Origin of the sequence: Pseudomonas sp. G(2018), from assembly GCF_005502415.1 — a bacterium.
GTDB lineage: Bacteria > Pseudomonadota > Gammaproteobacteria > Pseudomonadales > Pseudomonadaceae > Aquipseudomonas.
Genome location: NZ_SCOO01000021.1, coordinates 85,474 through 102,033, shown reverse-complemented (window position 1 = coordinate 102,033; position 16,560 = coordinate 85,474). Strand labels below are relative to the sequence as shown.

17 protein-coding genes are annotated in these 16,560 nt (G+C 58.5%); 12 read left to right on the top strand and 5 right to left on the bottom strand.

The window, feature by feature from the left end; translation table 11 throughout:
• The first annotated feature begins 332 nt into the window (after positions 1-332).
• The 10 genes from FFS64_RS19745 to FFS64_RS31745 are packed head-to-tail and all read left to right on the top strand — an operon-like array spanning position 333 to position 7,685.
• Entirely contained in the window at positions 333-824 is a 492-nt protein-coding gene (locus FFS64_RS19745) for a hypothetical protein (RefSeq protein WP_137806798.1), read from the top strand.
• Entirely contained in the window at positions 821-1,051 is a 231-nt protein-coding gene (locus tag FFS64_RS19740; protein WP_137806797.1) for a hypothetical protein, read from the top strand. Before FFS64_RS19745 ends, FFS64_RS19740 begins: the two co-directional genes overlap by 4 nt.
• Before the next feature lie 34 nt (positions 1,052-1,085).
• Complete coding sequence (locus FFS64_RS19735; RefSeq protein WP_137806796.1) at positions 1,086-2,018, top strand: hypothetical protein; 933 nt, start codon at positions 1,086-1,088, stop codon at positions 2,016-2,018.
• Between the two features lie 2 nt (positions 2,019-2,020).
• Positions 2,021-5,353 (top strand): hypothetical protein, encoded by a 3,333-nt coding sequence (locus tag FFS64_RS19730; protein ID WP_137806795.1) that lies wholly within the window; start codon positions 2,021-2,023, stop codon positions 5,351-5,353.
• A gap of 8 nt (positions 5,354-5,361) precedes the next feature.
• Positions 5,362-5,550, top strand: coding sequence for a hypothetical protein (locus FFS64_RS31445; RefSeq protein ID WP_218571091.1), 189 nt, complete (start codon positions 5,362-5,364; stop codon positions 5,548-5,550).
• Positions 5,537-5,779 (top strand): hypothetical protein, encoded by a 243-nt coding sequence (locus FFS64_RS19725; RefSeq protein WP_137806794.1) that lies wholly within the window; start codon positions 5,537-5,539, stop codon positions 5,777-5,779. Before FFS64_RS31445 ends, FFS64_RS19725 begins: the two co-directional genes overlap by 14 nt.
• Positions 5,772-6,314 (top strand): hypothetical protein, encoded by a 543-nt coding sequence (locus tag FFS64_RS19720; RefSeq protein WP_137806793.1) that lies wholly within the window; start codon positions 5,772-5,774, stop codon positions 6,312-6,314. Before FFS64_RS19725 ends, FFS64_RS19720 begins: the two co-directional genes overlap by 8 nt.
• Entirely contained in the window at positions 6,311-7,276 is a 966-nt protein-coding gene (locus FFS64_RS19715) for a hypothetical protein (RefSeq protein WP_137806792.1), read from the top strand. The genes FFS64_RS19720 and FFS64_RS19715 overlap by 4 nt, the downstream gene beginning before the upstream one ends.
• Positions 7,277-7,288: 12 nt before the next feature.
• Entirely contained in the window at positions 7,289-7,552 is a 264-nt protein-coding gene (locus tag FFS64_RS19710; protein WP_137806791.1) for a hypothetical protein, read from the top strand.
• A 1-nt stretch (position 7,553) separates the two neighbouring features.
• On the top strand, positions 7,554-7,685 hold the full coding sequence (locus FFS64_RS31745) for a hypothetical protein (protein WP_256660493.1): 132 nt from the start codon (positions 7,554-7,556) through the stop codon (positions 7,683-7,685).
• Positions 7,686-7,764: 79 nt separating this feature from the next.
• Here the strand turns inward: FFS64_RS31745 and FFS64_RS19705 are convergent, their stop codons facing one another.
• The 5 genes from FFS64_RS19705 to FFS64_RS19685 form a co-directional block, all read right to left on the bottom strand.
• Positions 7,765-9,213 carry a hypothetical protein gene (locus FFS64_RS19705; RefSeq protein WP_137806790.1) on the bottom strand — a complete coding sequence of 483 codons (1,449 nt, stop codon included), beginning with the start codon at positions 9,211-9,213 and terminating at the stop codon, positions 7,765-7,767.
• Between the two features lie 91 nt (positions 9,214-9,304).
• Positions 9,305-9,544 (bottom strand): hypothetical protein, encoded by a 240-nt coding sequence (locus FFS64_RS19700; RefSeq protein ID WP_137806789.1) that lies wholly within the window; start codon positions 9,542-9,544, stop codon positions 9,305-9,307.
• Positions 9,541-9,909 (bottom strand): hypothetical protein, encoded by a 369-nt coding sequence (locus FFS64_RS19695; RefSeq protein WP_137806788.1) that lies wholly within the window; start codon positions 9,907-9,909, stop codon positions 9,541-9,543. Before FFS64_RS19695 ends, FFS64_RS19700 begins: the two co-directional genes overlap by 4 nt.
• A complete protein-coding gene (locus FFS64_RS19690) occupies positions 9,902-11,653 on the bottom strand; it encodes a primase-helicase family protein (protein ID WP_137806787.1) in 1,752 nt (583 codons plus the stop codon). The genes FFS64_RS19695 and FFS64_RS19690 overlap by 8 nt, the downstream gene beginning before the upstream one ends.
• Positions 11,654-11,867: 214 nt before the next feature.
• Positions 11,868-12,155: an AlpA family transcriptional regulator gene (locus FFS64_RS19685; protein ID WP_218571090.1), complete on the bottom strand. Its 288-nt coding sequence runs from the start codon at positions 12,153-12,155 to the stop codon at positions 11,868-11,870.
• A gap of 104 nt (positions 12,156-12,259) precedes the next feature.
• Here FFS64_RS19685 and FFS64_RS19680 point away from each other — a divergent pair, with 104 nt between their 5' ends.
• Positions 12,260-12,886, top strand: coding sequence for a response regulator transcription factor (locus tag FFS64_RS19680; protein WP_137806786.1), 627 nt, complete (start codon positions 12,260-12,262; stop codon positions 12,884-12,886).
• 8 nt (positions 12,887-12,894) lie between these two features.
• The gene (locus FFS64_RS19675) at positions 12,895-16,536 is read left to right on the top strand and encodes a transporter substrate-binding domain-containing protein (protein WP_137806785.1); all 3,642 of its coding nucleotides are present in this window, start codon (positions 12,895-12,897) and stop codon (positions 16,534-16,536) included.
• The last annotated feature ends 24 nt before the right edge of the window (positions 16,537-16,560 follow it).

Sequence of the window (16,560 nt, the reverse complement as noted above, 5' to 3'; positions counted from 1 at the left end):
CACATATTCAGCAGTGTAAAGCCGCAGAATTTTTAAAAAATTCTAAGACCGCAGCCCGCTGTGCCATGTGCGGGGCCTGCGCAAGAGTGATAGAGGTTTAACCCAAACCCCTATGCCCTTAATTTCCCCCGTTAAAAATTTATAAATTTATTAGAGGCTTACGTCGCTAGTTTAGGGTCCGCCGAATTAAACAGCTAAGCGCTAAGCACAGCTTTACCAGCCGCCTGTCGGATTGCTCGCCCATACCACAATAAATTCATTTTGGCCAATATCTAAATGGAATAATAGTTCTTATAATGGCACGTACCAGAAAATCACCGGCCGGGGGGTAGGTGAAAGTGGACAAGCCGCAAGCGCCATCACAAACCGAAGTCGTCACCCTGTCGCAATTGGCCGACCTGGCCGGACTCGACCGGACGTTCTTCAGTGAACACCGCCATGAACTCCCCACGACTCTGCCGATCCACGACGGCAACCAGGGTCGCCCACAGCTGTGCTACCAGCTGCAGCAGCTCGCAGAATTCATCTTGAGTCGTACCGGGTTCCTCAGTGATGTCGAGGCGCGACTTCGGTTGAGCCTTGCGCCTGCCGTCTACCGCAAGAGGAAATCGCCGATGGCCCGCTTTCTTGATGCCCACAGCATGCTCGAGATCGACGGTGTGCTCGAAGTAGTGCCCCGCGACCACAGCCTTCTGACGCCCGAGCTGCGCACCCAGGTGGAAGCGCTGATCCGGCAAGAGCAGACAGACCTCGGCAAGCGTCGCAGTGCTCGCCGCCAGGCCCGAACCCACACCCGAACCACGCCACAGGAAACGCAGCCATGACCCTGACCGAAATGTTCGCCCAGCACCCGGAAGCCACCGACACGCCACTCGCGGGCGCCGAGCAGTTCCTCGCTGCTGAGTTCGCAGCGATAGATGCGGGTAAGTACCACCCGGCCGTGCGGCCCGCTTGTCACGCCGCCCCGGACGCTGACCCATCCACAGCGCAGTACGACCGTGCTATCGCGTCACTGACACCGGCAGCGCCGGACAAACCAACTGTGCATTAGAGACCGGGCGTTTGCCCGATTGGGGGAAAAACTCATGGCCACGATTATGGAAATGCTTAACCAAGGGATCGGTGGGCTGAATACGCCGCTCGGTCAGCTCGGCACCCAGTTGCTTGCGAACTCTGGTCCACAGGCCGGCAATCCCAGCGGCGGTGCTCGTATGGGCCAGGCACTCGCGGGTATGTCCGAGATGCAACGCGCGCAAGCTCTGCAGCAGTACCGCGAACAGATGATCGCCGTGCAACAGCAACAGCAACAGATGGCCCTCCAACAAGCCCAGGCCAAGCAAGAGCAAGCCCAGCGTCAACAGGTCGCGTTCCAAGATCCTGCTCTACAGGCACAGCTGGGGCCGATGGCGAAATACCTGGCGCAGGCTGGGATTGACCCGGACACCATCCTCAAGGCCAACAGCAACGAGGCGCTGCAGGCTCACAGGGCTGCGCAATTGCAGCAGCAACAAGCGCACTTCGCCCAGACCCAAGCCCGGATCGGTGCCGGTGGCGGTGGTGGACAACCACCTGGGCCGAAAGTCCCGACCCCGCGTCAGGTGCTCGAGGAACCGCTCGAAAACGGCATGCTGCAGAAGCACATCTTCGACCCGGCCACCAACAGCTACAAACCCTACGGCAAACCTTATCGTCAGTTCGCGCCCGGCAAGGCAGATCCAATGCAGGCGCTGATTGGCGAAGTCATGCCCGACGACAACGTCGGTGCCGGTCCCGCCGTGCCAGGTCTGCCAGGCTCGAACGCCTCGATGACGCCGCCACCGCGTCAGGGCGCTGAATTGCTCACCTACGCCGGAAGCAACCCGATGGCCCGCAAACCCGCCAGCCCGCCTGCTGCACCTACGGGTGATCTGGCCGCTGCGAAAAGCGCGATCGCTGCAGGTAAGTCGCGGCAAGCCGTGGTTGCTCGGCTCACCCAGGCCGGTTACACACCTGCGCAGATCCAGGCGGCGGGGATCTGATCATGGCCCTGTCCTTCGACGATCTGCCAGACGAAGCGTCAGCGCCTGTGCCGAAAGCCCAGGCCGCGCCGCAATCCGGTGGCCTGTCCTTCGACGATCTGCCAGACGAAGCGCCAGCACCGAAAGCCGGTGGTATGGCTGGTGCGTTAATGGCTGCCCAACCTGCACAGCAGGCGCAAAGCGACATTGACCCGATGCAACTGTACTACGGCGCAGCGCGTTCCGTGGATAACATGGGGCTCGCCTTGGGCAGAATGGTCGGCATTCCCGCAGCGCAGACGTTCGATTGGACACGATCACAGTTCACCGACCAGCCGACCCACATCGCGCAGGAATACCTGAACGACAAGCTTGCACAGTTGCAGGCGCGTGCTGATTCGTTGGCGCCCAAAGAGAACGATTCACTGCCGAACAAAATCATGAATGCTACCGGTGGTTTCGGCGGCAATCTGGCGGCAATGGCTGCGACGGGCGGGCTGTCACGCGCCCCAGCGATGGCCGATGCAGTCGCTACTGGAGCGCTGCCCCGTGTGCTTGGCGACGTCGGTCAGGCTACGCGCGCTATGGCCATCCCGGCGACCGTTGATTCAGTCAACACCGGTCATGACGTGTACGCTGAAACCGGTGATCTGCCCGACGCATTGAAGGCCGCTGCTGTAACTGGGGCGGCCAATGTTGGCATGGGCCTGTTACCCGCAGCTTTACCCGGCAATCTGGCGACTCGCCTGATATCCGGCGCACCCATCGGCGCGCTTACAGGTGAAGGTACGCGGCAGCTGCGTAACATGGCTCTGCCGGAAACCATGCAGCAGCCATTCAATGTGCAGGACGCATTGGTCAATGGCCTGACTGGATCGGTGCTGGCCGGCGCCCTTGGCCGCGCTCCAGAGCGACGCGACGTCACCCCGCAGCCAGAACCAATGCAGCAACCTGCGCAGCAACAGCAAGCCATGCCGGCGCCCGCCACTGTGCCCAGCCCCGCGCCAGCCGCCCCACAGGCGCCCACCACCCCTACGCCAACGCCGTTTGCCGGTAGCCAAGACATCAGTCCATTGCTCGACCGGCTTGGCGTACAGGGCGAACAACGCAACACCACGCTCAAGCTGTTGGAGCCTGTCGAACTCAATGCCGAGGATGCTCGTCGCGGCGTACAGACCAACGCTGAACGTGACCGGTTGGCGCAGTTGATCGGCCTGCAAGGCACTGACGCGAAAGTCTTCAATCGCAAGATCGGCGAAGCCCTGAACGCCGAACAGACGGTGGCTGCCGTCACGAATGTACAGGACCACCTCAAAGACGTGCTGGCCTTACAGCAACGCATTGCCACCGGCCAGGCAAGTGACATCGACCGTGCGAGTTTTATTCAGTCCTTGGGTCAACTGCGCAGCACCTTTGCCGACCTCGCAGGCGCACGCGCTGAAGCTGGCCGTGCGCTCTCTGCGTATAAGCGTCAGGCGATGGACTACAACCAGGCTCAAGCTGTGCTCGAAGCGGTCAACGGTGCCGGTGGTGCCGATAATGCCGCCCTGGCGCTGGGCAAGGCCATGCAGAGCGGTGGACTGTCGAACGCGGCGAAACTCATCCGCCAGCCTGAAGGCAAAATGTCCCGACTGCTGGGTTATTACTACCGTGCGGCCTTGCTTAGTGGTGTTCGGACACATGCGGTCAACATCACTTCGAACACCATGACCCTCGGTAACGAGATCATCGAGCGCGGTATCGCCGCTGGCGTGTCGGGTGTGAAAAACGTTTTCAAACCTGGCTCTGGTCAGACGGTTTTTGCAGAGCCTGTCGATATGCTGGTGGGTATGGCGAAGAACACCATGCAGGCGGGTCGCGCAGCGGGCGATGCTTTCCGCACTGGTGAATCACCGATGCTGGGTGGCGGTAAGCAGGAAACGGACACATCCAGCATGAACAGCCCGCGCCCACCTGGCGCACTGCCCACGGCAGCATGGGCCGCAGACCGAGTCGCCTCCCTCCCTTACCGCGCCCTCGGTGCCGAAGACGCCTGGTTCGCCAGCCTTGGCTATGCCGGGGAAATGCGCACACTGGCCCGCCAACAGGCCGTCGCTGAAAAGAAACTTGGCACGCTACCGCCAGGCATGAAACTCAGCCAGCGCATCGATGCCATTGTGCAGAACCCCACGGCCAAGATGATAGAGGCCGCTGGCGAACACGCCCGGACAGTGACGTTCAACAGTCAGGCGGGTGACTTCACCCAGACGATCATGCGCGCCAAGGCCAAGATGCCTTGGCTAAACCTGATCGTTCCGTTCATTCGTACGCCCGTCAACATCGTCAAGTACGGCGCCAAGCGCACGCCGCTTGCGGGCTTCATGCCCTCGGTGCGTGCCGACATAATGGCCGGTGGTGCCAAGCAGGAACGCGCCATTGCCCGGATCTTGTGGGGTACCTCCGTCATGGTCGGTGCTGGTGCGCTCGCTCAAGCGGGTTACATCACCGGTGCCGGACCCGAGGACAAGGAAGAGAAAGCCGCACTCATGGCGACAGGCTGGCGCCCATACAGCATCAAGGTCGATGACACCTACCACGAATACAGTCGCCTCGATCCGTTCAGCCAATGGCTGGGGCTGGCGAGCGACTTAGCCACGATGGATTACCAGCACAAAGACGCCTCCGACTTGGCGACCACCACGCTGTCATCGCTGGTAAACAACACGATCAACAAGACCTACATGCAGGGCGTTTCCAATCTGGTCGAGTTCCTGCAGGACCCTCAACGCAACGGGAAGTGGTACCTGCGCCAGATGGCCGGGACGCTTGCACAGCCCGTCACCCTGGCCAGCAACATCGCCAGCGAAAACGACCCGTATGCCCGTCAAAGCACCTCAGTGCTGGATGCCATCAAGTACCGGATACCCGGTCTGCGCCAGGATCTGCCGGCCAAGCTCGACCAATTCGGCGAGCCAGTGCCGAATCGCACTTACCCAGGTGGTCCGTTCTCCATCGCTGCGCCGATTGCTCAATCGAAAGAAACGACGGATCCGGTACGCCTGGAGGTTGGGCGCCTTGGTTGGGCGCCGGGTAAAGCCCAAGACCATTTCACCATCAAGAAGCAGCGCTACGACCTCAGTGACGAACAGTTGAACGAACTCGAAGAGCTGTCCGGGAAGCTGCTGCGCAAGTCTATGCAGCGCGCCATGCAGTCCAAGGGCTGGGCGGCGTTGGGGGACGACGAGAAACGCGACTTCCTCGATGCCGAGTTGAAGAAGGCCCGCACGGCTGTGCGTCTTGCGCTCATCCCACTGGTAGCCACCGGCAACAGGCGCGCCATCGACAAACTACGTAATGCAACAGGGGGTACGAAATGAGAACCACGATGGAAAGACTGAAGGCGAAAGAGATAGCGACCCTAGCTCTCGGGAAGGTAAGCGGCCTCGTAGAAGCAGCTGACGCGCTGCGTGGTGATGAGCTGCGGCAGGTGGCTCGACATCTTGTGATCGCGCTTCGAGAGCTAAAGGCTGCCAACGAGCACTGTCGGGAGGTGCTGAGTGATGAACACCCATAACCAACTGGCGGCCGATGCTGCCGCCGAAGTCGCGACCGCTCAAGCGAAGCTCACGGAGCTGCTACGCATAGAGCGGCTCTTGGAAACCGAACTGCCCGCTGCCCGCAGTGCGCTTCAGTCAGCGGAAAAGAAACTCCGTGAAGTGACCAGGCCGAGTAAGGCGGCGATTCGCGCAGCCGAGTTGGAAGCTCTCAACCGCAAACTCAACGAGGTCCGAGAAAATGCTTAACCCCGATCTGCAATACATCCGCGAGGATTGCCGGCTTCTCGGCATCGACACGAAGCGCGCCACCATCAGCACCGCTGCGGATGGCTCTTATATCGTGACCTTCGGCGCCCCTTTGGTCGAGCTCGGGAGCGCCTTGCCAGATCCACCCGAAAGCACTCGGTGCCAAAACGCTGCACAGGCCGAATATGAAATGTTGGTGGGCTGCCGCCGCATCCAGTTGGCCGAGCGCAACAAGATCCGCGCCGGACGTGTGTTTGGCTGGTCAGGCAGCGACATCAACCGTCGGGTAGTGACTCTCGAAGAACTGGCGGAATACAAGGCCGACCTTACACACGCGGCGGAGGTGAAACGCCTGACCCGTGAACTGGCCCAGGTAGTCGAGGCGAACGCTACTGCCGCCAAAGCTGCTGCTGGTAAAACCGACCTCGAATCGCGCTACGACCTGAAACCGGCGAAGGCCGAAGCGAAAGCTCAAGCCCCTGTGCCGATGCCGAACGCCAACCCACGACCAACCCGCGCAAGGAGTAAAGCATGAGTACCGAAGATTTGAGTGAAAGCCTCGCAGCGGAGCTGACCGGCTCGCTCGGTGTGCCTGACGACGCCACGACTGACGATGTGCTGCCGAACGACCTGGCCGATGCTGTCGAGGAGCAGGAGCGTCACCTCGCAGAGCGCGACATCGCCGTCAACAACGACGTCGACGATACTCGGGAAGCCGCCGAGCAACGTGAAGCCGAGCAGGCACAGAAGCCTGGCCGTGGGCAGAAGGTACCGCTGGCGGCTCTGCACGAAGAGCGCACCAAGCGCCAGCAGGCTGAGGAAGCGCTGCGAGCCCAGGCCCTGCAGCTGCAGCAGCTTCAAGCGCAGTGGCAGGCCCAGCAGCAGGCACAACTGCAGGCTCAGCAGGAGGCGGCCATCCCAGAATTTTCTACTGACCCTGAGGGCCATATCGAAGCTGTGAAGGCCCAGTTCAAGCAGGAGCTTGAAAACCTGAAAGGTGGCCCAGCGCAACAGCCACAGATCCATCAGGTCGAACAATTGCAGGCGTTGGTCCACCAAGAAATGGCTATGCTGGCACCCTCGGTGCTCGAAGTGGAACAGCGGTTCATACAGCAGCACCCAGACTACAGCGATGCGTTCGCGCACATGCAGGCCATTGTTGACACGCAGCTGCGGGCGCGGCACCCCAATGCCAGCGAAGCTGAGATCCAGCTGGCGCACCAGGCGGAGCTGGTAGGGCATTTACGGAACTGCCAGGCGCGTAACTTGGACCCGTGCGAGGTGGTCTACACTGCCGCGCAAAAGCTGGGGTTCAAGCCTGCCAACCGTGCACCGAAGCCGCATCACACCAGCCTGAGTGACGCCCACGGCTCCACGCACGCGCCCGATGAACGAAGCAGCCTGCACGCTTCGGACATTGCTGAGATGTCCGAGGCCGAGTTCGACAAGTACTGGAACGACATGAAGCGCTCGTCGACCGTGCGGCCGGCGTTCTGATGGGGGTGGATCATGTACGACTACCTGACACGGGAACAGCGAATCGAGGTGCTGCTGCGCCGACTGCAGGTGGAAGCCGAACGCAGCAAATTCACTGGTGAGCAGCGCCGCAGAAACCGGGCGCTGCTGCGTGGGTTTCGGTCGGCGTTGTGGGCATCGCAGTCAAAGCTCAGTGTGGCCGAACTCGGAGCGCTACTGCGTGAAGAGCTGGGGCTGCCTGCTGTGCTGGGGCAAATACAACCTGTGCCAGTCGGCACAGTGACCGAGGACGAATGAAATGATCGACAAACGCTGTGATACGACCAAGAAACCGGTGAAGCAGCAGGAGTATTTCCCGCAGAGCAACCCGGACCGATTGCCCAGGAACGAACCCGGAAAGAGCGACAAGGTGCGGAAGAGCAAGGATTGAATATGTGCAGCACAGACGAGAGGGCGCCCATGGAGAGCGCCCTCTGCTACACCGCTAAATAACTAGGCCGGACTCAGCGTCATTCTTTGCCTTTTTCTTCAGGCTTCCTGTCGAGCACTTTGGTGATCGCCTTGCTGAGCACGTCATACAGAGGGTGCGAGGCCGCCTCTACAGGTTGACCTTTGGCTGGGCTTGTCCGGATTTCCATGAACACTTCGGCCGTGATCTCTTCCTCGTACTTTGGAGCTTGACGCTTAAAGCCATCAACGGACATAGCGAGTGCAGCTTTATGAGCGTACTCACGCTCCAAGTGAAACAGGTCCGCGTAAGATTTGGTGAAGAACGCGGTGCACCATGTTGCAGGTAATAGCAGCATGATCTTTCCAATAATCGCGTACGGGCTGCTAGATGCTGAAGCATCTACGCCTAGCACCCAGCTACCAAAAAGCCCAGGAAGAAGCTGTGCGGCGAGTGGAATAGAAGATAGAATCAGCAGCGCGACCGCGAAGTAAAAACTCCTCCTGGCAGTGTTCATCCGAGTCTCATAACGGGCACGGGCATCTTCCAAGCTTTTAGCCAGGCCTGCGGTTGTCGCACCTGAGATCATGAAATCTGCCAGTTCTGTTAGGCGGGTGATTTCCTTGTCTTTCGCCTTCAGTACTTGCTCTGTCTCAAGCTTCTCTAACTGAAAATTTTTAAAATCCAAATTGCGATCTTCCAGTTGCTTCTGGAAGGCGTCAAACTTGCTCTGGTAATCTGATATTAAGTTCTCCAGGGTCGATGCGTTCGCGCCGGTAGTTTTGATTTGCTCTACAAGGCTAGTGACATTGCCAACATCAGCGTTTGCTTGAGTTAGCAGCGTTCTTAGCGTCGTAACGATGGTGTCGGTTTCGGTTTCGATATCTTTTACTTGCTTCTCGCTGGTTGCCGCACGTTCGGAGCTTGCCTGTGCAGCAGTTGCGGAAGATTGCGCTTGTGCTTTAAACGCCTCTACTTCGAGAATTGCTAGGCCAATAGCCTCCGCTCGTCTAGAAAGGTCGCTTATCCCTTTCGCTTCCGACAGAGGAAGTATCGACGAGACTATTGAAAGTAAGCCATTAGCTAACTCATCAATTCGTTTGAAATGTGAAGAAAGGTCAAAGCTCGTATACTGAACGCCTTCGTCGGTCAAATACACTGAAAAGTCATCGTTGGTATTAGTGATCGTTGTACTCTCGCGCCAGTGCGGCTGTAATTGCGTCATTATTGCTTGAACTTGCCCCAAAAGCTCCACGGCACTGTTTTTTATAACGTTGAAATGGCTACCGACAACCATTGGGGTAACTTCGTCATCTTCCCTATCGGGAAGCAATCCCAGCAAAGTTTCGAAAACCAAGCGAATTTTGCGTGAGAGTACAACAAGTGGCTGGTCATTTAGAGTTGGATGTGGGCGTGTAAAATCGTATTTTCCCCGATTGAGAAGGACAACTAAATTCTCCCATTCCGTTTGGGCTGCAAGCAATTCCGATTGAAGTTTGTTAAAGCTCATAATGTCCCTACGATGAGAAATTTTATGGCTTTACGATACAAGGCGCGGTGGCAATTTGATACGGGCTATGGTGAATACCTCTTCGGTTTCGCTAGCCCTCGAATTCAGGTTCGGCGCAGGCGTCGTCGGCCACCTTCTGCGCACTGCGGATTTCTTGCCGGGTTGCATCCCCCTGCGTCTCGAGGACTTCCACGTAGGACAGCGCCACGTCGCACATAGCGTCCTGCTTCGCGCTCTGCTGCTGTGCCCACCCGTAGATCCCACCGACCACCAGCACAACGAGCGCGAGCTGCATGCCGTTGGCGTACCAGTCGATCCACTTGCCGCTCACTTCACCACCTTCAAGGCGGGTTTTGCGTCGGGGTACAGCGTCAACACAAGCGCCATGGGTGTGAGCCTCACTGCGAATTCGAGCAAGTCTTGGTATGCGTGTAACACCGTCCCGCGTGTTACCCCAGCAGGATGGTTCCTTGCGCACTCTTCGGCTTTTTCAAGAAGCGTCGTACGGATGTCGGGATTGAGGTGCTGCTCTGCCTCTGAAATCCACACCGTATCGACAATATGATTGCCCGTGGCTTTGGCCTCCTTGTACAGCGGGTTGTCACGCGACATCCTCACAAGTTCACCGCGTAGGTACTTAGCCTCGAGGTTCGCCAGCACGCGCTGGGTGTGGCTGGTGGGTTTACCGTTACTCATGATCAGACACCTCAGTCTTCGAGTAGTCATCAGGGTTTTTGCTGTGGTCGATGTGCTGATCCCAATCGTCTGGGCGTTTGCTGCCCCAGTAGGTGGGCCTGCGCCAGCACCAGGCTTTGTACCTGGCGGTAGTTGCGTTGGGGTTGCCAATGCGTGTAGCGCCCAGTGCCTCCATCACGTTGGCGTATCTGTTTGGAGTGAGTCGCCCCGGTACGATGCCATCACAGGCGACGGCGATAGGTCGCGCCATGCTCGCGTATCGGCCAATGTCCCTGTCGAATGGTGCCAGCCCTTTGTCGAGCATCGGGCTGAGGATCTCCACCATCGGATCAACCGATTGTTGCTGCAGCTCCCGCGCGGCTGCTGACTGAGGCGCAGGGCCGTATGCGTCCCAATCATCCGGGAACACCCAATGCTTCAGCACATTGGCCAGCGCAGCAGGGCCAGGACCATCCCGCCACTCAAGGAAGGCGGCGTAGTAGGCGCGATCGTTCGGCTTGCTGGTGCATCGCAACACCGAATAGCGGCGGTCATTCTCCATCAGTTCGATGGCGTCCTTTTTGTTGCCCGTCAGGACGAAGTGCATGATGTTCTTGTGGGTCTGCGAGTTCCGTCCCTTGCTCTCAAAGTTCACGGTGGTGCCGTCGATCCAATCCTTGAGTGTGCCCGAGACGTCGCCGTTTCGGTCGCGCTCCACCTCATTCACCCAGACCAGGCGGCGACCTTCGAGCCGGGTGGTGAACCCCTGTGACTTGATCAAATCTTTGCCGCTCAATTCAGCGCAGAGTGGCGGACCGAACACGGCAGACAGCAGCGGGAAGATCATCGACTTGCCCACCCCGCCCAGCGGGGAGCTGAAGTATGGGGCGACTGGTTGCTTTTTCTTTTCCGGGAACTGGTACATCCAGGCCAGCCAGCACAGGAAGTGCTGCACTCCGGTTTGATCGTTGTCGCTGAGGAATAGCAGGTGATCTTCAAAGATCTTGATATCGGCGCGGGTGGAATGCCCGTCCGGCTCGACCATTGTTTCTTTGAGGATGTGCCAGCGGTTGAACACCTCGGGGTTTTCGTCGGCGTCCTGATGTGCTGACTTGCTGGTAGGCTCCATGACGATGCGACGGACCACGCGACGCATCGGATCGTTCCAGTCCCACCAGATGTCGCCGGCCGGCGCCTCTTTTTCCACTTCGTTGCCGTCCTTGACCACGGTCATCACGACTTTGCCGTAGTGCGACGCGATGAACTGCCTAAAGCCTTCCTTGCCCATTTCATCGCCTGTGGCGACGTGGTACGCCATCAACTTGGAGCCGCTTGCCAGCATCACGAAGTCTTCCGAGATGTACCTCAGGATTTCACGGGATTCGCGGTCGATACCGCTCTTGGGCTGAACCGCTGGGGCTGTGGCCTGATTGGTAGGCACCACCTGCTGGGTGGTGCTGGGTGGTGACAGCAGTGATGCGACTGGCTGCGACCCAAATGGAATCTCGACGTTTGGCACAGGTGACGGCTGGGCTTCCTCGCGGGCGTTCCTGGCCTCAGTAGCTGCTGCTCTAATCGAGCGCTCGCATTCGACGTCACCGCGCTGCTGTGCATCTTCCATGGCCTGCATAGCGAGGTGGGCAAGTGCGTCCTGCTCCTCGCTGTCTTCCGCCTCCAGGGCCGCGTCGAAGGCAGTCAGCCACGTATCCGCATCCCATGCGGTGGGCTCATTGGCCGGTGGCTGCGGATCGACCTTGAAGGACACGGCAGAGCTAGTCGCCGTGCCTGTCACCGACTGTCGAACTTGTGCCTGTGCAGGCGGCACCGTGGCTTGCTTGGCTGTGTACTGGGCGAAGAGGCTGTGGATATCCTCACCCGGCGTGATAGAATTACTCATCGGAAATACCCCCTTAAGCCCTGGTCGAGCGTCAACTCATCGGGGCTTTTTTCTTGCCTGCCCCACCAGTGCCTGAATCTGATTACGCAGGTTGTCTGGCACCGTCGAAGGCAGCCAGCGGGCTGGCCACGGTTCGGGCTGCTGCTCGCGCAAGAATCCATGCGTCTACCTCGCTTTTCAGCCAGGCGACTTTGCCGGCGCTGCCGTTGCGCCGTGGTGGTCCCACTTCAACTGGTGTCGGAAACCAGCCAGCGGCGACGTACTTGTCCAGGGATGTGCGGCTGCTGATACCCGTGGCGTACATCACGTCTTCCGGCGGCATCAAGGTATCGACGGCTTTAACGACTTCTCGGGTGCGGGCTCTGCTCATTTTCAGATACTCCTGCCGGGGTAGCTTTCGGGGTACATCATCGAGCGGCCAGCTGTAGGAGCCTTGTACTAGAGCGCCTGTTCGCACCTGTGCCGCAGTTGATTATGAACTCCGTTTTTATTGTCGACGATCACCCTGTCATCCGACTTGCCGTTCGCATGCTGCTTGAACACGAAGGCTATAAAGTCGTCGGTGAAACCGACAACGGGGTCGATGCCATGCAGATGGTTCGCGAATGCATGCCCGACCTGGTCATTCTTGACATCAGCATTCCCAAACTGGATGGCCTGGAGGTGCTGGCCCGTTTCAACGCAATGAGTACCCCCCTGAAAACATTGGTACTCACTGCACAATGCCCGACACTTTTTGGAATTCGTTGCATGCAATCCGGTGCTTCAGGATATGTCTGCAAGCAGGAGGACCTCAGCGAACTGGTCAGCGCCATCAAGGCAGTATTGTCGGGTTACAACTACTTCCCGAGCGAGGCACTGAATCCGATGCGCGGTGACGAGGTACGTTGCGCCGAACTGGAACTGTTCAAATCTGTCAACGACCGGGAACTGATGGTATTGCAACTTTTTGCACAAGGTCGCACTAACAAGGAAATTGCCAAGGGCATGTTTCTGAGCAACAAGACTGTGAGTACTTATAAAAAACGTCTCATGCAAAAACTCAAGGCCAGATCTCTGGTTGAGCTCATCGAAATGGCAAAACGTAACGCGTTGGTGTGAGAGAGAGGATGCCCAGTCGCTTGAAGGACTTTCTTATACTGACGGCCGTGGGCCTTGGCCTGAGTACCTCATCGCTCGCGGCACCGAGCAGTGATAATTACGCCTTGATGAGCCGCTCGACCGCCGGGCACCTGGAAATCCAGCTGACCCCATCACAAGAGCAATGGCTCAAGAGCAAACAGGAACTGATCCTCGGCACCTCAGCGCCGGATTATCCGCCCTTCGACCTGACCCTCAGCGGTCAAGACTATGAAGGTTTCACCGCCGATTACGCGGGAATCCTCGGCAAGTCCACCGGTTTACCCATCAGGGTTCAGCGCTTTGCATCCCGTGGGGACGCCATTGAAGCGCTTGAAAACGGTGAAGTCGATCTGCTCGGTAGTGCCAACGGTTTCGAAGCGCGCAATGCCAAAATCGTCCTGTCCATGCCGTACGCCGTCGATCAACCGGTCCTGGTGACCCGCGAAGGCGAAACAAGATCCCTGAACGATGGCCTTGCCGGCATGCGTCTGAGCATGGTGTATCACTACTTGCCGCTGGAGGAGGTCAAGGCCTTGTATCCCAAGGCAATCATCACGTCCTATCCCTCTTACCAGAATGCAATCAATGCGGTCGCGTTCGACCAGGCTGACGTGTTTCTCGGCGATACCATCTCCACCCACTACATGATCAACAAGGGGTATCTGAACAACATCCGCATGGCCAACTTCGGCAAACACGAAGCTCACGGTTTCAGCTTCGCGGTGCGCCAGAACAATCCTGAACTGCTTGGCATCATCAATTCGATGCTCATGGCCATCCCCACCAGCGAGCGAGAAAACATCGCCAAACGCTGGAGTGCCGGCAGTGACATCTTGCTCACCGATCATAAACTGGAGCTCAGCTACAACGAGGAACGCTGGCTGGCGCAACATCCGGTGGTACGCGTGGTGGTCAACGAGGCGTTCGCGCCGCTGACATTTTTCGACAGCGCCGGCAACTTTCGGGGTGTTGCCGCCGATCTGCTCGAGCTGATCAGATTGCGCACCGGTTTGCGCTTTGATATCCAGCGCAGCCGCAGCGATAGCGAAATGATCCAGCGGATCCAGAACGGCGAGGCCGACCTGATTGCTGCACTGCTACCCAGCGCCCAACGGGAGACCCTGCTGAATTTCAGCCGTCCCTATCTGCAAAACTCCTATGTCCTGCTGACGCGCAAGGCTGCGGACAGCCCCGGCAACCTGACGCAGTTGCAGGGCAAAAGCCTGGCCATCGCCCAAGGTCATCCACTGATGGCTTATCTGCGCAGCGAGTTCCCACACATAAAGCTCATCGAAACCCCCGACACTTTCAGTGCCGTGGAAATGCTCGCCGAGGGGCAGGTAGAGGGAACGGTGAATTCACTGGTGATTGCCAACTACTTCATTTCATCGCGACTGTTCGAACATATCCTGCAGATCAGTACCACCATCGGGACCGAGCAGGCAGCCTTTTCCCTGGCGACCAATCGTGAGGCCGATGAGCTCCATGACATCCTCAACAAGGCACTACTGAGTATTGCGCCGGAGGAGCTGGGCATCATCAACAGCCGCTGGCGGGGCTACTCGGCGTCCTCGCAAAGCACCTGGCGCAACTATCACCGGCTGTTCTACCAAATCGTCATCGGTGCCAGCGTTTTGTTACTGATCTCCGTGGCCTGGAACGCCTACATGCGGCGCCAGATCAATCAACGCAAGGCTGCCGAACGCGCATTGAACGATCAATTCGAATTCATGCGCTCGCTGGTCAACGGCACGCCTCACCCGATTTATGTGCGTGATCGTCAGGGCTTGCTGCAAAGCTGCAATGACAGTTACCTGCAAGCGTTCAATGCCAGACGCGAAGACGTCATCGGCAAAAGCGCCATCCACGGCACCCTGAGCAACGCCTTCGAAGCCAGGGAATTTCAGGCTGACTACCAGCGTGTCGTAGCCGAGGGCAGGCCGTTGATTGTCGACCGTCCTCTGCATATCGGCGGCCGCCGATTGACGATCTATCACTGGATTCTTCCGTACCGCGACTCAAGCGGTGAAGTGCAAGGCATCATCGGAGGCTGGATCGACATCAGCGAACGCAGGCAACTGTTCGATGACCTGCGTTGCGCGAAAGAGCGTGCCGATGAAGCCAACCGGGCCAAGAGTACGTTTCTAGCCACCATGAGTCATGAGATCCGCACACCGATGAATGCGGTCATCGGCATGCTCGAACTGACGCTCAAGCGAATTGAACACAACCACCCTGACCGCCCGGCCATCGATGTGGCGTACAACTCGGCGAAGGATCTGCTGGAACTGATCGGCGACATACTCGACATCGCACGTATCGAATCCGGGCACTTGAGCCTGAGCCCGGAACGCGTCGACCTGCGGGAAATCGTCGCGTCGGTGGTGCGGATCTTCGATGGCCTGGCGCGGCAGAAAACGCTCGAACTCATACTGGATTTCAGCCCCGCCGATCCGCCCGTCGATGTCCTGCTGGACCCGCTGCGCTTCAAGCAGGTGCTGTCCAATCTGGTCAGCAATGCCATCAAGTTTACCGAGCGGGGTCAGGTGAGGATTGCCGTCGAGTTGCGTCCGACGGCCAGGCCCGATCAGGTGCAGATGCAGTTGCGGGTCGAGGACACCGGCACCGGGATAAGCGCAGAGGATCAACAACGCCTGTTCGAACCCTTCGCCCAGGTCGATAACGCCGGGCAAACGGCTCGCGGTGGCACCGGACTCGGCCTGGTGATCAGCCGCAACCTGTGCGAATTGATGGGCGGCAGCCTGCAATTGAGCAGTCGGCCAGGCGTCGGTACGCAAGTACAGATTTCACTGCTTCTATCGGCACTGCCAGATAAATGCCGGGTTGAAAAAACTGAAACACAGATCCCCGCCGCCACAGCCTCGTTGAACGTGCTGGTGGTCGATGATCATGCGGCCAATCGCTTGCTCATGTGCCAGCAATTGGAGTTCCTGGGTCATCGATTCAGCGTCGCGGCAGAGGGTCAGGCTGGATTCGAGGCATGGAAAGCCGATGTGTTCGATTTGGTGATCGCCGATTGCAACATGCCGGTCATGAATGGATATGAGTTGGCCCGCGCCATACGCCGACATGAAAAACAGACGCAGCAGCCTCCATGCACAGTCCTGGGCTTTACAGCCAATGCACAACCGGAAGAAGTAGAACGCTGCAAGCAGGCCGGGATGGATGACTGCCTGTTCAAGCCCCTGACCCTGACCGCATTGAGCCAATGGGTGGAAGGCGTAGCGCCGACTGCCCTGTCACCAGCCTTCAACCTGGAAGGGCTGCAGCAATTGACCGGTGGCAACCCGGTATTGAACCAGCGTCTGCTGACCGAATTGCTCAACAGCAACCGTCTGGACCGCCAGGCATTGCTGGCGCTCTGCGATTCCACAGACCCACAGGCCTTTATCGACATCGCCCACAAAATCAAGGGGGCCGCCCGGATCGCCCAGGCCACTCGATTGATCGACAGTTGCGAGGCACTCGAAACAATCTGCCGCGACACCTTCCACCCCGACAAAGTGGCCGAATGTTGCTCGGCAGTGGAACGCGCCTTGCTGGAATTGGACCGGGCATTGCTGCAACAAATCGGGCACAACGACGAAAGCAGAACAACAGAGGCTTAACTATGCTTGGACGCTGAGCAGTGT

Bases quoted from the DNA above. Each gene is read 5' to 3' on its own strand.
- FFS64_RS19730 (WP_137806795.1), top strand. From the start codon at position 2,021: ATGGCCCTGTCCTTCGACGATCTGCCAGACGAAGCGTCAGCGCCTGTG.
- FFS64_RS31745 (WP_256660493.1), top strand. From the start codon at position 7,554: ATGATCGACAAACGCTGTGATACGACCAAGAAACCGGTGAAGCAGCAG.
- FFS64_RS19705 (WP_137806790.1), bottom strand. From the start codon at position 9,213: ATGAGCTTTAACAAACTTCAATCGGAATTGCTTGCAGCCCAAACGGAA.
- FFS64_RS31445 (WP_218571091.1), top strand. From the start codon at position 5,362: ATGGAAAGACTGAAGGCGAAAGAGATAGCGACCCTAGCTCTCGGGAAG.
- FFS64_RS19675 (WP_137806785.1), top strand. From the start codon at position 12,895: ATGCCCAGTCGCTTGAAGGACTTTCTTATACTGACGGCCGTGGGCCTT.
- FFS64_RS19725 (WP_137806794.1), top strand. From the start codon at position 5,537: ATGAACACCCATAACCAACTGGCGGCCGATGCTGCCGCCGAAGTCGCG.
- FFS64_RS19695 (WP_137806788.1), bottom strand. From the start codon at position 9,909: ATGAGTAACGGTAAACCCACCAGCCACACCCAGCGCGTGCTGGCGAAC.
- FFS64_RS19715 (WP_137806792.1), top strand. From the start codon at position 6,311: ATGAGTACCGAAGATTTGAGTGAAAGCCTCGCAGCGGAGCTGACCGGC.
- FFS64_RS19720 (WP_137806793.1), top strand. From the start codon at position 5,772: ATGCTTAACCCCGATCTGCAATACATCCGCGAGGATTGCCGGCTTCTC.
- FFS64_RS19710 (WP_137806791.1), top strand. From the start codon at position 7,289: ATGTACGACTACCTGACACGGGAACAGCGAATCGAGGTGCTGCTGCGC.
- FFS64_RS19680 (WP_137806786.1), top strand. From the start codon at position 12,260: ATGAACTCCGTTTTTATTGTCGACGATCACCCTGTCATCCGACTTGCC.
- FFS64_RS19685 (WP_218571090.1), bottom strand. From the start codon at position 12,155: ATGAGCAGAGCCCGCACCCGAGAAGTCGTTAAAGCCGTCGATACCTTG.
- FFS64_RS19740 (WP_137806797.1), top strand. From the start codon at position 821: ATGACCCTGACCGAAATGTTCGCCCAGCACCCGGAAGCCACCGACACG.
- FFS64_RS19735 (WP_137806796.1), top strand. From the start codon at position 1,086: ATGGCCACGATTATGGAAATGCTTAACCAAGGGATCGGTGGGCTGAAT.